Raw genomic sequence first — 13,373 nt, 5'->3', positions numbered from 1 at the left:
GAAAGCGCGCTGCCGCTGCTGATCGAGAAGATGGAGCGCGCCGGCTGCCCCAAATCGGTCGTCGGGCTGGTCGTGCCCACCGGCTACAGCTTCAACCTAGACGGCACCAACATCTATATGACGCTCGCCGCCTTGTTCATCGCGCAGGCGTGCGACGTGCATCTCACGCTTGGGCATCAATTGCTGCTGCTGGCGGTGGCGATGCTTTCATCCAAAGGCGCGGCGGGGGTGACGGGGGCGGGGTTCATCACGCTCGCCGCCACGCTCTCGATCGTGCCCGCGGTGCCGGTGGCGGGGATGGCGCTGATCCTTGGCGTCGATCGCTTCATGAGCGAATGCCGCAGCCTGACGAACTTCATCGGCAATGCGGTGGCGACGGTGGTGGTGTCACGCTGGGAAGGGAAGCTCGATCGCGCGGCGTTCGATGCGGCGCTGGCCGGGCGCGAGCCGGCCGATCAGCGGCTCAAGCCCGCAAGCATCTCATAATAAAGCGGGGGCGGGATCGTCCGCGCCAGCTGGCAGCCCAGCCGCCCGCCGAGCGACCAGCGCACCTCCGCGCCGATCTGCCCGATCACCGGCAGCGTGAACGACAGCAGGGTGCCGGGTTCGGGCGCGTCGATGCTGCGCGCCATCAAGCCGGAGGGCGAGATATTGACGATCAGCAGCGACAGCGCCGGGCCATCCGCCCGCGTCGCCGAGGTGCGATGATATACCGGGTCGCGCAGCTCGCCGCGTGCATCGAAACCGATCGTTGCGGCACCGGATGCGGCCACGCGTAAATCCCTCAAAAGCCTCTTAGGAGGCTAGGATTTCCGCGTGAACCGATCCTCAACGGAAATGGTCAACGCGGCGTTGGTGTAGCTACGATTCCCCGTTCGCCCTGAGCTTGTCGAAGCCCTGTCCTTCTTCGCGCGTTAGAAAGGCAGCCCTTCGACAAGCTCAGGGCGAACGGTGCTTATTTCGCTACCGCCAACCCATGGCGTTTCTTGCCAAAGCTGATCTTGTCGCCGGGGCGCACGGTCGATTCCAGCGTGGCGATCTCGCCATTGATGCGCACGGCACCAGCCTCAATTCTCTGCCTCGCTTCCCGGTTGGAAGTGGTGAAGCCAAGCGCTGTATTTGCCTGCACAATCCCCATCCCTTCGGATGGCACGATCAAAGTCGGCAGCGCATCGCCGCTCGCGCCTTCCTCGAAGGTGCGCCGCGCGGTTTCCGCCGCTTGCTCCGCCGCGGCGCGCCCGCGACACATCGCGGTCGCCTCGTTGGCGAGGATCTTCTTCGCCTCGTTGATCTCCGCGCCGCCCAGCGCCTCAAGCCGCGCGATCTCGTCCAGCGGCAGATCGGTGAACAACCGCATGAAGCGGCCCACGTCGCGGTCGTCGGTGTTGCGCCAGAATTGCCAGTAATCGAAATGCGGGAGTTGATCCTCGTGCAGCCACACCGCGCCCGCCATCGTCTTGCCCATCTTGCCGCCGTCGGCGGTGGTGATGAGCGGGGTGGTCACGCCGAACACCTCAGCCCCGTCCATCCGCCGCGCGAGTTCGACGCCGTTGACGATATTGCCCCATTGATCGCTGCCGCCCATCTGGAGCCGGCAACCGTGGCGCTGCGCCAGTTCGCGGAAGTCATAGGCCTGCAGGATCATGTAATTGAATTCGAGGAACGACAAGGATTGTTCGCGGTCGAGCCTGAGCTTCACCGAATCGAACGACAGCATCCGGTTGACCGAGAAATGCTGCCCCACTTCGCGCAGGAACGGGATATATTCGAGCGCATCGAGCCATTCGGCATTGTCGAGCATGATCGCATCGGACGTGCCCTCGCCAAATGTCAGGAAGCGTTCGAAGATGCGCTTGATCGACGCGACATTGGTGGCGATCCCGTCCGCCGCGAGCAATTTGCGCGCCTCGTCCTTGAAGCTCGGATCGCCGATCTTGCCGGTGCCGCCGCCCATCAGCACGATCGGCTTGTGCCCGGCCTGCTGCAACCGGCGCAGCAGCATGATCTGCACCAGGCTGCCGACATGGAGCGAGGGCGCGGTCGGATCGAAGCCGATATAGCCCGGCACCACCTGTTTCAGCGCCAGCGCGTCGAGCGCGGCGGCATCGGTCATCTGGTTGATATAGCCGCGCTCGGAAAGCAGGCGGAGCAGGTCGGACTTCAGCTCGGTCATAATGCTGCGGGGCGTTACACGGCCCGGCGCCGTTCGTCACCCGCTTTGGGGTGCGGCGCCGGCCAGCTCCCCCACGAGTTTGCTGATGGAAGATCGGGTGGGGGAGCGCGCCGGCGCCGCGAAGCTGCTATCGCCGCGGCAGTTCCGTCAGCGGATCGACCGGGCCGCGGCCCTTGCGCAGCTCGAAATGCACCTCGGGCCGGTCGGCATAGCCGCTCTCGCCCGACAGCGCGATCGTCTGCCCTTTCTTCACGGCCTGTCCGCGCTGGACGAGCAGCTTGGCCGCGTGCCCGTAAACGCTGGTCCAGCCCTCGCCATGCTTGATGATGACGAGCCCGCCGAGCGAAGCGATCGCATCGCCGGCATAAGCCACGGTGCCGTCGGCGGTGGCGTGGATCGGGGTGTTGAGCGGCACGCCGATCTTGATCCCGTCGTTGCGCTCGCCGCTCTGCCCCGCGCCGAAGCGTTTCACGATCGGCCCGGTCACCGGCCACAGGAAGCGGCCCGGCGCGGCGATCGGCGCGGCGAGCGCGGCGGTCGCGGGGAGCGCGCGGGTGGGGGTGGAGACGGGCGCGGCGGGGCGCTGGTGCTGCGCGATCGCGGGTTCGCCGCCGGTGATGATGTCGTCGATGTCGAGCCGGAAGGCGGCGGCGCGCTCGGCGATGCTGGCGGGGCGATCGCCGCCGGGAATCAGCACGCGTTGCCCGGCGCGCAGCACATAGGGTTCGGCCAGATCGTTCGCCGCGACGATGCGGGACCATGGCACGCCATAAGCGCGCGCGATCGCGATTCCCGTCTGCCCCTGCCGCACGAGGTGATAGCGGCCCGGCGGGATCGTCAGCCGCTGCCCGGCGCGGACGACATAGGGGGCGGCAAGCCCGTTGGCGGCGGCGATCACGGTGATGCCCGCGCCCGTGCGGTCGGCGATATGGCTCAGCGTGTCGCCGGGGCGCACGATATAGGTTTGCGCGGGCACGTCGCGCGCATCGGCCTCCACGCCGCGCGTTTCCCACGCCGGGCGTGGCGCGGGGAGTTGCTCGACGCGGGCGGGCGGCTGCGCGCGGGGTGGCGGTGGCGCGGGATGGCGGACGGGCGGGGCGGGCGGTCGTGGCCGGTCGATCTGGGGAATGCAGGCACCGAGCATCAGGCACGTCGCCAATGCGCTCAGCCGCCGCATGTCGATCCTTTCGCTCACAGATACGCGTTGCGGAGCGCTTGTAGCGACGCGTCCAGCGTCAGGTCCAGATGCAGCGGGGTTACCGAGACATAGCCGTCCGCGATCGCGGCGAGATCGGTGCCCGGCTCCGGCGCATGATCGACGCGCCCGAGCGAGAGCCAGTAATAAGGAAAGCCGCGCGGATCGTCGCGCCGCTCGAACCGTGCCCGCCCGTAATCGCGCACGCCCTGACGCGCCACGCGCACGCCCTTCACCTGATCGGCGGCGATCGGCGGGAAATTGATGTTGACCACGCAGCCGGGCACCCATGGCCGGTCGAGCACCGGGCGCAGCACCCGCTCGCCCCAGCTCCGCGCGGCATCGAACGACACGTCGTCGCCCATGCCGGTTTCGGCGTAACGCTGGCTCAAGGCGATCGCCGGGATGCCCGCGAGCGCCCCCTCCATCGCCGCCGCGACGGTGCCCGAATACATCACGTCCTCGGCAAGATTCGCGCCGCGATTGACGCCTGACAGGATCAGATCGGGTTTCGCGGGCATCAGCTCGGCCAGCGCCATCATCACCGCGTCGGTCGGCGTGCCCGCCACGGCGAAGCGGCGCGCGTCGAATTGCCGGATGCGCAACGGGCGGGAGAGGGTGAGCGAGCGGCCCGCGCCCGATTGCTCCTCCGCAGGTGCCGCGATCCAGATATCGTCGGAAATCGTCCGCGCGATCTCCTCCAGCACGATGAGGCCCGGCGCATGGATGCCGTCGTCGTTGGTCAGCAGGATGCGCATCAGCGCGGTTCCAGCCGGTTCACCCCGCCGAGATAGGGCTGGAGCACATCCGGCACCCACACCGATCCGTCCTCCTGCTGATAATTCTCAAGGATCGCGACGATCATCCGCCCGACCACCAGCCCGGAGCCGTTCAGCGTATGGACGAAGCGCGTCGCCTTTTCGCCATCGGGGCGGAAGCGCGTGTTCATCCGCCGCGCCTGGAAATCGGTGCAGGTCGAGCAGGACGAAATCTCGCGATAGCGGCCCTGCCCCGGCAGCCACACCTCCAGATCATAGGTGCGCGCGGCGGTGAAGCCCATGTCGCCGGTGCACAATTTCATCCGGCGGAACGGCAGGCCGAGCCGCGTCAGCACGTCCTCCGCCGCCGCCGTCATCCGCTCATGCTCCGCCTCGGACTGGTCGGGGGTGACGATCGACACCATCTCCGCCTTGTCGAACTGGTGCTGGCGGATGAAGCCGCGCGTATCGCGCCCCGCCGCGCCCGCTTCGGAACGGAAGCAGGGGGTGAGCGCGGTGAAGCGCAGCGGCAGTTCGTCGGCGCTCAAAATCTTCTCGCGCACGATATTGGTCAGGCTCACCTCGGCGGTGGGGATCAGCCAGCGGCCATCGGTCGTCTCGAACAGATCCTCGGCGAATTTGGGCAATTGCCCGGTGCCGAACATCGCCTCGCTCCTCACCAGCAGCGGCGGGGAGACTTCCTCATAGCCGTGCTCGCGCGTCAGCGTATCGAGCCCGAACTGGCCGAGCGCGCGCGCCAGCTTCGCCATCTGCCCGCGCACCAGCGTGAAGCGCGCGCCCGCGATCAGCGCGCCCGTCTCGAAATCGAGGCCGAGCGGTGGCCCGATCACGTCATGCTCGCGCACGTCGAACGCGAAATCGCGCCGCGCGCCGCGTTCGTGGACCAGCGCGTTATCCTCCTCGTCCGCGCCCTCGGGCACGTCGGCGAGCGGCATATTGGGGAGGGCGGCGAGCAGATCGTCAAGCTCGCCGCCGAGTCGCGCTTCCTCCGCCTCAAGCTCGGGCATACGCTGTTTGAGCGCGGCCACCTCGGCCATCAGCGCGGTGGCGGTCGCCTCGTCCTTCGCCGCCTTGGCCGCGCCGATCGCCTTCGACGCTTCGTTGCGGCGCGCCTGCCCGGTCTGCAACTCGGTGATGAGTTCGCGGCGGCGGCGATCGAGATCGAGGATGGTGGCGCTTTCCGCCTCCTTGCCGCGCTTCGCCATCGCGGCGTCGAAAACGGACGGATTCTCTCGGATCAGGCGGATATCGTGCATCCCCGCGCTATGGCGGGGGCGGCGAGGGGAGGCAACCCGCGCGTGACGGCGCGGGCGCGGGTTCAGGCGGTGGCGTTGCCCTTCCGCGCCAGCCGCCGCCGCGCGACAAGGCCCGCCGCCGCCGCGCCGAACAGCAGCAGCATCGGCGGCGCGGGCACTGGCGTGGGGTTGCCGCTCGACGATCCGCTGCTGCCGTGATGCCCGCCGTTCGAAGACCAGCCGCCGTTGGACGACCATCCGCCTGTGGAAGACCATCCCTTGGAGCTTGAGCCGTAGGACGAGCTGGAGGTGGAAGACGAGGTGGAGGATGACGTGGAGGTAGAGACGTTGCCGCTCGAACTCGATGATGTCGAGGACGAGGTGGACGTGGATACGTTCCCGCTCGACGAGGACGAGGTGGAGGTCGAGACATTCCCGCTCGACGACGACGTGCTGCTCACGTTCCCGCTAGACGACGTGCTGCTGACGTTGCCGCTGGAGGTGGAGGAGGTGCTGCTCACCCCGCCCGTGGAAGTGGAGGACGACGAGCCGCCCGATGAGGTGGAACTGGAAGACCCGCCCGACGAGGTGGAACTGGATGAGCCGCCCGACGAGGTGGAGGTCGATCCGCCGCTGGAGCTTGAGGTGGAGGAAACGACGATCCCGCTCGATCCGCCACCGCCGCTGCCGCCGAAGAATCCGCCAGCGAAAAATCCGCCGCCAAAGCCCCCGCCGAATCCGCCGCCGCCGATCACCACCGGCGGTGGCGCGCTCGGCCCGGCGCTCGCCATCTGCGGCGCGGGCGGCAGCGGCACGGGCGGCGTCTGGGTGGAAACCGTCACCACCGTCGGCTCACATGCCGGCAGCGGGGCGGGCGGGCGCACTCGTGGGCGCGCCGCGACTCGCTCCACCCGCCGTTTCACCGGCTTCGCGGCGACCTTCTTCTTGCTGAATTCGGTGCGCGGCTTGCTGGTTTCGGCGACATGCACCGCGCCGCCGCCGATCAGCGCCCCCCCGGCGGCGCACGCCGCTAGTTTTGCCATCGCCATCCGCACAGACATGATACGTCTCTCTATCTTTTCCGGCGACCAACTCCCGCCGCGGTCCAACGCGTTTCGCACTTGCCGTAGCCGAGAAGTGCAAAACAAAGATTTAAGTGCAAGGTCGTTAACCACGAATACGCATGTGCCGATGCAACACTAGCCGCGAAACATGGGCGCGGCGCCCAAAGCGTTTCATTACGAGACAGGAATGTCCTGCGCACGCGCCTCGCGGCGGCCGCCGGTTCTCGCGGGAGAAAGATAAGCCCGCTCAAATGGATGATCGCGCCGGCCAATCGTCGTGTTCGCTTGTTTGCGCCCGCGCTCGCGACTATAGGCCCGCTCAGAAAGTGGACGGTGCCCCATAGCGCCGGCACGGCGGGGAGAAGGTCGATGGCGACGGCGTACGATCGAACAGCACAAGACGGCCTTGGCCGTGAAGCCGCTAATGATGGCGATGGTTATCGCCCACTGCCCGATGAACCTTTCATGTGCGATCGGCAGAAGGAATATTTCCGCGCCAAGCTGCATGACTGGAAGGAAGCGATCCTGCGGGAATCGCAGGGCACCTTGTCACAGCTTCAGATCGATTCGCTGCGCGAGGCCGATCTCAGCGATCGCGCCTCCAGCGAGACGGACTGGTCGATCGAATTGCGCACCCGCGATCGCCAGCGTAAGCTGATCGCGAAGATTGATGCCGCCTTGCGCCGGATCGACGATGGCGAATATGGCTATTGCGAAGTGACCGGCGAGCCGATCAGCCTTGGCCGGCTGGAAGCGCGCCCGATCGCGACGATGACGCTTGAGGCGCAGGAGCGCCACGAACGCCAGGAAAAGGTCTCGCGCGAGGATTGAAGGACGTGGCTGAATGAATGCGTTGGCAATTCGGCAAGATTTGACGGCGTATTGATGTGCCGATGAAGCATCCCGGCAAGAACGAATTTGCCGACGCGGTTCCGGCGGGCGATGGCGGGCGCGGGCGCGAAAGCGTCACGCTCGGCGCGCGATTGCGGATCGGCGATGCCAAACGCGCGACGAAGGTGCGCATCCGCAATGTCTCCACCGGCGGGCTGATGGCGGAATTGCCGCGCCCGATCGCGCCCGATGCCGCGATCGCGGTGGAGCTTGCCGGGCTGGGCTGGGTGCCGGGCCGCGTCGCCTGGCAGATCGAGGGGCGCGTCGGCATCGCCTTCGATCGCGAGATCGATCCCGTGCTGCTGCATCGCCCCGCGGGCGATTGACGCGCGCGGGCGGGTCGCGGCTCGCCGCATGAGCAAGGTGCGGCCCCCGAAGGCGGGCGATTGACACGCGCGCGGGTGGTCGGGGGCGCCCGGCGCCCGCGCCATCTTCACGCGCGTCCTTCTCGCCCGCGCGGCAAGGCGACCGCCGGCACGATCGCCGCGCGGCTGCCTCGTGCGAATCGCCGCGCTCATTTGCCCGCGAGTTGCTGTTCCAGCGCGCCCAGCACGCGGTAACACGGCATGACCTGCGCGACCGAGCCGTTCGGCTCGCGCCCCTCGCGGATCGCGGCGACGAATTCGCGGTCCTGCAATTCGATGCCGTTCATCGACACATCGACCTTCGATACGTCCACCGGCTCCTCGCGCCCGGTGACGAGATCGTCGTAACGCGCGATCCACGTCCCGTTGTCGCAGATGTAGCGGAAGAAGGTGCCGAGCGGCCCGTCGTTGTTGAACGACAGCGATAACGTGCAGATCGCGCCGCTTTCCGCCTTCAACTGGATCGACATGTCCATCGCGATGCCGAGGTCAGGGTGGATCGGCCCTTCGATCGCATTGGCCTCGACGATCGCGCCCGCCTGATAGGCGAACAGGTCCACCGTATGCGCGGCATGGTGCCACAGCAGATGATCGGTCCAGCTCCGCGCTTCGCCCTTGGCGTTGATGTTCTTGCGGCGGAAGAAATAGGTCTGCACGTCCATCTGCTGGATCGCGATCTCGCCCGCGGTGATGCGGTTGTGCACCCATTGGTGCGACGGATTGAACCGCCGGGTGTGCCCCACCATGCAGACGAGGCCGGTTTCCTGCTGTTTCCTCAGCACCGCCTCGGCGCCCGCCAGGCTGTCGGCGAGCGGGATTTCCACCTGCACGTGCTTGCCCGCGTTCATGCACTGGATCGCCTGATCGGCGTGCATCTGTGTCGGCGTGCACAGGATCACCGCGTCAACGTCATCGCGCGCCAGGCTGTCGGCAAGGTCGGTGGTGGCGTGGCCGATGCCGTATTTGTCGGCGATCGCGCGCGTAGGCTCGATCTGCCGCCCGACGAGCGACACCACCTCGACGCCCGCGATGTTCCTCAGCCCGTCGAGATGCTTTTCGCCAAAGGCGCCCGCGCCCGCGAGAGCGATCTTCATGTCAATTCCCTTCGTTACTGGTCGGGCCGATGCCGAGCGTCGCCCGCATCCAGCCGAGAAAAGCCTCGTTCGTCTGGCGCACCGCGATCGCCGATTCGCGATAGGGCGCGCCGCCCTCGTCGATCGTCACCGCCGGCCAGGTCGCCTGGTGCAGCGCCACCGCCGATCGCACCGCCGAGAAGCGCCGGCGGAATTCGCGCGCCAGCGCCTCGTCGCCCAGCAGCCGCGCCGATTGCGCCGCCGCGCCTGCGATCACGCCCATCTGATCGGCGAGGCTGCGGCGCAGGCGGACGAGATCGCTCTTGCGCGCTTCGTCCCGCCGGCGCGAGATATCGTGCAGATCATCCATGATCCGCTCCATTTCGGCGAGCGCGGCGGGCATGTCGGGCGTGGCGCTCATCCCGCCGGTTCGAGCACGAGATGGCCCACCGCCGTGTTGCTCGCCGGCACGTGATAATGGCGGTGCAGCGCGCGCGTCGCGCGGCCCAGCGCCCCGCGCATGATGAGCCACATCACCAGCTCGATCCCCTCGGACCCCGTTTCGCGCAGATATTCGATATGCGGGATATGGCGAAGCGAATCGCTGTCCCCGATCATCCCGTCGAGAAAGGCATTGTCCCATGCGCGGTTGATGAGCCCGGCGCGCGGCCCCTGAAGCTGGTGGCTCATGCCGCCCGTGCCCCATACCTGGACGTTCAGATCCTCGGGAAAGCTCGCCACCGCGCGCGCGATCGCCTCGCCCAGCGCCCAGCAGCGATTGCCCGATGGCGGGGGATAGGTGACGACGTTCACCGCGAGCGGGATCACCTTCACCGGCCACGCCTCGGGCTGGCCGAACATCAGCGAGAGCGGCACGGTAAGCCCGTGATCGACATCCATCTCGTTGATGATCGTCATGTCGAATTCGTCGAGGATCAGGCTCTGCGCGATATGCCAGGCGAGATCGGGGTGGCCGATCACATCGGGCACGGGGCGCGGCCCCCAGCCTTCGTCGGCGGGCCGATAGCGTTCGCCGCAGCCGATCGCGAAGGTCGGGATGATCTTCATGTCGAACGCGCTGGCATGGTCGTTATAGACGAGGATCACCACGTCGGGCTTTTCGTTGGCGATCCACTGTTTCGTCCAGTCGAACCCGGCGAACACCGGCTTCCAGTAATCCTCGCCCGTCTTGCCGAGATCGACCGCCGCGCCGATCGCGGGGACGTGGCTGGCGGCGACGCCAGCGGTGATGCGCGCCATCAGCGTTTCTCCCTTATTGATCGCACGCCTTCGGGCGAGCGGCCCCCGGCGATCATCATCGCCTGATAATCCTCGGTCGACATGCCGGTCATCGTTCCCACCGCCTGAACGAAGCTCAGCCCGTCGGTGGAGAAGACCTTGGCGAGGAAATAGATATTGCCCCCCAGATCGAGCAGCCGGTTGTAATCGCGCGCCAGCACCGCATCCTTCTGCGCATCGCTGAGCGGCCATTCATCCAGATAGGCGCGCTCGTCCGCCAGCCAGCGCGTGCGGTTTTCCGCCTTCATCAGGCTCATGCAGAACTGGTTGAGGTGATAGCCCGCCCGCGCGCGCTTCGCGGTATAGACGCGCGTGCCGGGGATATCGTCGAACTCGGCGAGATATCGGTGGATGTCTGTCGGCGTGCTCACAGTCCACGTCCTTTCAGCAGCGCGTCGAGCCGGGGGAAGACGCGCCGCGCATTGCCCTCGAAGATGGCGTGGCGATCCGCATCGCTGATCGGCAGCGCATCGACATAGCGTTTGGTGTCGTCGAAATATTGCCCGGTCTCGGGGTCGATCCCGCGCACCGCGCCCACCATCTCGCTGCCGAACAGGATATTTTTCGGCGCGATCACCTCGGCGAGCAGGTCGATCCCCGGCTGGTGATAGACGCAGGTATCGAAGAACACGTTGTTCATCAGATGCCCGTCGAGCGCGGGTTTCTTCAGCATGTCGGCAAGCCCGCGATAGCGCCCCCAGTGATAGGGCACCGCGCCGCCGCCGTGCGGGATGATGAAGCGCAGCGTGGGGAAATCGGCGAACAGATCGCCTTCCAGCAACTGCATGAACGCGATCGTATCCGCCGCGATATAATAGCCGCCGGTGGCGTGGAGGCCGGGATTGCAGCTTCCCGAAACATGGATCATCGCCGGCACGTCCAGCTCGACCATCTTTTCGTAGAATGGATACCAGTAGCGATCGGTGAGCGAGGGCGCGGTGAAATGCCCGCCGCCCGGATCGGGATTGAGGTTGCAGCCGATGAAGCCCATCTCGCGCACGCACCGCTCAAGCTCCGCGATCGAGCCGGCCAGGTCCGCCTTCGGGTTCTGCGGCAACATGCAGACGCCCGCGAAAATCTCGGGGTAGAGATCGACGCAGCGTTTGATGAGATCGTTGTTCACCCGCGCCCATTGCTTGGCGACCGCCTCGTCGCCGACATGCGGCGCCATGGCGGAGGCGCGCGGTGAAAAGATCGTCATGTCGGCGCCGCGCTCGCGGATCAGGCGGATCTGGTTCTGCTCCAGCGTCTCGCGGATCTCGTCGTCGGAAATCACGGGATAGGGCGGCGGCGCCTCGCCCGCCCTGAACGCCGCCTTCTGCGCCTCGCGCCAGTCCGAATGGCTGGCGGGCACGGTGGTGTAATGGCCGTGGCAGTCGATAATCATGCGGCGTCCGCCTTGTGTGAGAGGATGAGCGCGGCCTTGGCCGCAAAGCCTTCGGGCGAGGGCAGGCGGCGCGCGCCGATCGCGCGCTGGCGCGCGACGGTGCCGCGCGTCATCGCGGAGCCGGTGCCGAGCGTGTCGAGCGTCTTCACCACTTCCTCCATCTCGGCGGCGCGGCGCAGCCCGTGGATCAGCATCCGATCGAGATTGTAATCCGCGCGCTTGCGCCAGTCCGCGCCCGGCCAGCTCGCATCGAGCGAGGCGATCACCGCATCGGCCACCCCGGCGGCGTGCGCGGCAAGGAAACATTCCGCGCTCAGCGCCTCGATCCCCTTCACCATCACCGATCGGATCATCTTGATCGCGGAAGCCGCGCCGATGCCCCCGTCGGCGATCGAGACGTTGGCGAAGCCAAGCGCGCGCAGCGCGGCGGCGGCGTCATTGGCGTGCGGCCCGCTCACCAGCAGCGGCGTGGCGAGGCGCGCGGGGTTCACGGGCGCCATCACCGCGACATCGGCATAGCGCGCGCCCGCCGCCTCGATCCGCGCGGCGGCGGCGCGCTTGGTTTCGGGGGCCACGCTGTTCATGTCGCAATAAAGCGCGCCCGGCGCGATCCGGGCGGCGCTGGTTTCCGCCGCGCCCAGCGCCTGATCGGCGGTGACCAGTGAAAGGATCAGCCCGGCACCGTCGATCGCACCGGCATTGTCGTCGGCGGGGGAAACGCCGGCGGCGGCGAAATCGGCGAGCTTCGCCGCGCGGGTCGCGGGATCGTCGAGCTTCACATCATAGCCGCGAATGGTCCGTGCGGTGCCGCGAATGGGCGTCGCGAATGCGGTGGCGGCCTCTCCCAGCCCGATGAAGGATACCGTAACCATGGACATGTTCGTAGCCACGTCAATCACGGCGGGGCCAATCGGAACTTCTGGGCGGTTATTCGATTTTCGGAATATTGCTTTCGATCGGCACGGCGCTCAGAATGTCGAGGAAATGGCGCTGAGTTGCGGTCGGCTGCCAGTCCGCGCGGGTGGTCACGCCGATCGTGCGTTCGGTCGATGGCAGCGCCGCCGGCACCCTGGCGAGCAGCCCGGCGCGCAGTTCCAGCGCGATCTGATCCGGCGAAACCAGCGTCAGGAAATCGGAATCGAGCAATATGCCCCGGATCGCCATCACCGATCCGCATTCCACCGGCGCCGGCGGGCAGGGCAGGCCTGCGCCCTCGAACAATCGTTCCCAATGGTGGCGCAGCGGCGATGCGGCATTGCCGACGATCCACGGGAAGCGCGAAAGGTCCGCCGCCGATGCCGGGCGTTCACCGGCCAGCGGGTGGCCGGCGCGCGCGGCGATCATCAGCCGGTCGACGCACAAGGCGCGTTGCGCGAAATCGGGCGGGCGGGGATCGCGCAGCGCGCCGATCATCAGGTCGATCCGCCCGTCGCGCAGCGATTCGGATAGCTCGATATAGGAGCCTTCGACGATGTCGATCCGGCTCGCCGGCTCCGCGCGGATGAAGGCGGCGACCGCTCTGGGCAGCAGCAGCGCGCGGCACAGCGGCATGGCCCCGATCGAAAGGTGCGATCCGGTCGCGCCGGCCTGCGCTTCCTCCAGCGCGGCTTGCAGATCGGCGGCGGCGAGCCGGAATTGCCGCGCCAGCCGCTTGCCCTGCGCGGTCAGCGCCACGCCGCGCCCCTGTCGCTCGGCAAGCGGGGTGTCGCACAATCCCTCAAGCTCGCGCACCGCCCGGTGCAGCGCGGGTTGCGACAGGCCGGTCGCGCGCGCCGCGCCGATGAAGCTGCCCGCTTCGGCGAGGTTGAGCAGCGCGCGCACCTGCGTCGCGGTCAGCAGGTTTTCCGGGCGTTCGAACGCGCGTCTGCCGCCGCGCGCCAGCGGGCGCATCGCGCGCGCCAGCCGGTCGTGC

17 protein-coding genes are annotated in these 13,373 nt (G+C 67.5%); 5 read left to right on the top strand and 12 right to left on the bottom strand.

Annotation, left to right across the window (positions count from 1 at the left end; translation table 11 throughout):
- On the top strand, window positions 1-486 hold a 486-nt coding region (locus tag Q0316_RS11420), incomplete at its 5' end, for a cation:dicarboxylase symporter family transporter (RefSeq protein WP_298672461.1).
- Here Q0316_RS11420 and Q0316_RS11415 read toward each other — a convergent pair.
- The 5 genes from Q0316_RS11415 to serS all read right to left on the bottom strand — a co-directional run bounded on the left by Q0316_RS11415 (window position 456) and on the right by serS (window position 5,403).
- Window positions 456-773 (bottom strand): PilZ domain-containing protein, encoded by a 318-nt coding sequence (locus tag Q0316_RS11415; protein ID WP_298672460.1) that lies wholly within the window; start codon window positions 771-773, stop codon window positions 456-458. The genes Q0316_RS11420 and Q0316_RS11415 overlap by 31 nt on opposite strands.
- Window positions 774-955: 182 nt before the next feature.
- Entirely contained in the window at window positions 956-2,173 is a 1,218-nt protein-coding gene (tyrS, locus tag Q0316_RS11410) for a tyrosine--tRNA ligase (RefSeq protein WP_298672457.1), read from the bottom strand.
- Window positions 2,174-2,300: 127 nt separating this feature from the next.
- A complete protein-coding gene (locus Q0316_RS11405) occupies window positions 2,301-3,368 on the bottom strand; it encodes a M23 family metallopeptidase (RefSeq protein ID WP_298672454.1) in 1,068 nt (355 codons plus the stop codon).
- Window positions 3,365-4,126 carry a 5'/3'-nucleotidase SurE gene (gene surE, locus Q0316_RS11400; RefSeq protein ID WP_298672452.1) on the bottom strand — a complete coding sequence of 254 codons (762 nt, stop codon included), beginning with the start codon at window positions 4,124-4,126 and terminating at the stop codon, window positions 3,365-3,367. The genes Q0316_RS11405 and surE overlap by 4 nt, the downstream gene beginning before the upstream one ends.
- Window positions 4,126-5,403 carry a serine--tRNA ligase gene (gene serS, locus Q0316_RS11395; RefSeq protein ID WP_298672449.1) on the bottom strand — a complete coding sequence of 426 codons (1,278 nt, stop codon included), beginning with the start codon at window positions 5,401-5,403 and terminating at the stop codon, window positions 4,126-4,128. Before serS ends, surE begins: the two co-directional genes overlap by 1 nt.
- 42 nt (window positions 5,404-5,445) lie before the next feature.
- Between serS and Q0316_RS11390 the strand changes: the two genes are divergently transcribed.
- From Q0316_RS11390 to Q0316_RS11375, 4 genes are all read left to right on the top strand, one after another.
- Window positions 5,446-5,601: a hypothetical protein gene (locus Q0316_RS11390; RefSeq protein WP_298672446.1), complete on the top strand. Its 156-nt coding sequence runs from the start codon at window positions 5,446-5,448 to the stop codon at window positions 5,599-5,601.
- Window positions 5,602-5,691: 90 nt separating this feature from the next.
- Window positions 5,692-6,585 (top strand): hypothetical protein, encoded by an 894-nt coding sequence (locus Q0316_RS11385; protein WP_298672444.1) that lies wholly within the window; start codon window positions 5,692-5,694, stop codon window positions 6,583-6,585.
- 326 nt (window positions 6,586-6,911) lie between these two features.
- Window positions 6,912-7,277 carry an RNA polymerase-binding protein DksA gene (dksA, locus tag Q0316_RS11380; RefSeq protein WP_298672463.1) on the top strand — a complete coding sequence of 122 codons (366 nt, stop codon included), beginning with the start codon at window positions 6,912-6,914 and terminating at the stop codon, window positions 7,275-7,277.
- A 62-nt stretch (window positions 7,278-7,339) separates the two neighbouring features.
- Window positions 7,340-7,663: a PilZ domain-containing protein gene (locus Q0316_RS11375; protein WP_298672439.1), complete on the top strand. Its 324-nt coding sequence runs from the start codon at window positions 7,340-7,342 to the stop codon at window positions 7,661-7,663.
- A 188-nt stretch (window positions 7,664-7,851) separates the two neighbouring features.
- On the opposite strand, the gene Q0316_RS11370 is transcribed toward Q0316_RS11375, so the two are convergent.
- From Q0316_RS11370 to Q0316_RS11340, 7 genes are all read right to left on the bottom strand, one after another.
- Window positions 7,852-8,796 carry a Gfo/Idh/MocA family oxidoreductase gene (locus Q0316_RS11370; RefSeq protein WP_298672436.1) on the bottom strand — a complete coding sequence of 315 codons (945 nt, stop codon included), beginning with the start codon at window positions 8,794-8,796 and terminating at the stop codon, window positions 7,852-7,854.
- A gap of 1 nt (window position 8,797) precedes the next feature.
- Window positions 8,798-9,196 carry a hypothetical protein gene (locus Q0316_RS11365; RefSeq protein WP_298672434.1) on the bottom strand — a complete coding sequence of 133 codons (399 nt, stop codon included), beginning with the start codon at window positions 9,194-9,196 and terminating at the stop codon, window positions 8,798-8,800.
- On the bottom strand, window positions 9,193-10,035 hold the full coding sequence (locus Q0316_RS11360) for a class III extradiol dioxygenase subunit beta (RefSeq protein WP_298672431.1): 843 nt from the start codon (window positions 10,033-10,035) through the stop codon (window positions 9,193-9,195). The genes Q0316_RS11365 and Q0316_RS11360 overlap by 4 nt, the downstream gene beginning before the upstream one ends.
- Window positions 10,035-10,445, bottom strand: a complete 411-nt coding sequence (gene ligA / locus Q0316_RS11355; RefSeq protein ID WP_298672429.1) for a protocatechuate 4,5-dioxygenase subunit alpha — start codon at window positions 10,443-10,445, stop codon at window positions 10,035-10,037. The genes Q0316_RS11360 and ligA overlap by 1 nt, the downstream gene beginning before the upstream one ends.
- Window positions 10,442-11,461, bottom strand: coding sequence for an amidohydrolase family protein (locus Q0316_RS11350; RefSeq protein WP_298672428.1), 1,020 nt, complete (start codon window positions 11,459-11,461; stop codon window positions 10,442-10,444). The genes ligA and Q0316_RS11350 overlap by 4 nt, the downstream gene beginning before the upstream one ends.
- Window positions 11,458-12,339, bottom strand: coding sequence for an NAD(P)-dependent oxidoreductase (locus tag Q0316_RS11345; RefSeq protein ID WP_298672426.1), 882 nt, complete (start codon window positions 12,337-12,339; stop codon window positions 11,458-11,460). The genes Q0316_RS11350 and Q0316_RS11345 overlap by 4 nt, the downstream gene beginning before the upstream one ends.
- A 49-nt stretch (window positions 12,340-12,388) precedes the next feature.
- On the bottom strand, window positions 12,389-13,373 hold a 985-nt coding region (locus tag Q0316_RS11340; RefSeq protein ID WP_298672423.1), incomplete at its 5' end, for a LysR family transcriptional regulator.

Origin of the sequence: uncultured Sphingomonas sp., assembly GCF_937871615.1 — a bacterium.
Taxonomy (GTDB): Bacteria; Pseudomonadota; Alphaproteobacteria; order Sphingomonadales; family Sphingomonadaceae; genus Sphingomonas.
The sequence above is the reverse complement of the archived record's forward strand: the minus strand, read 5'-3'. Positions and strand labels throughout refer to the sequence as shown.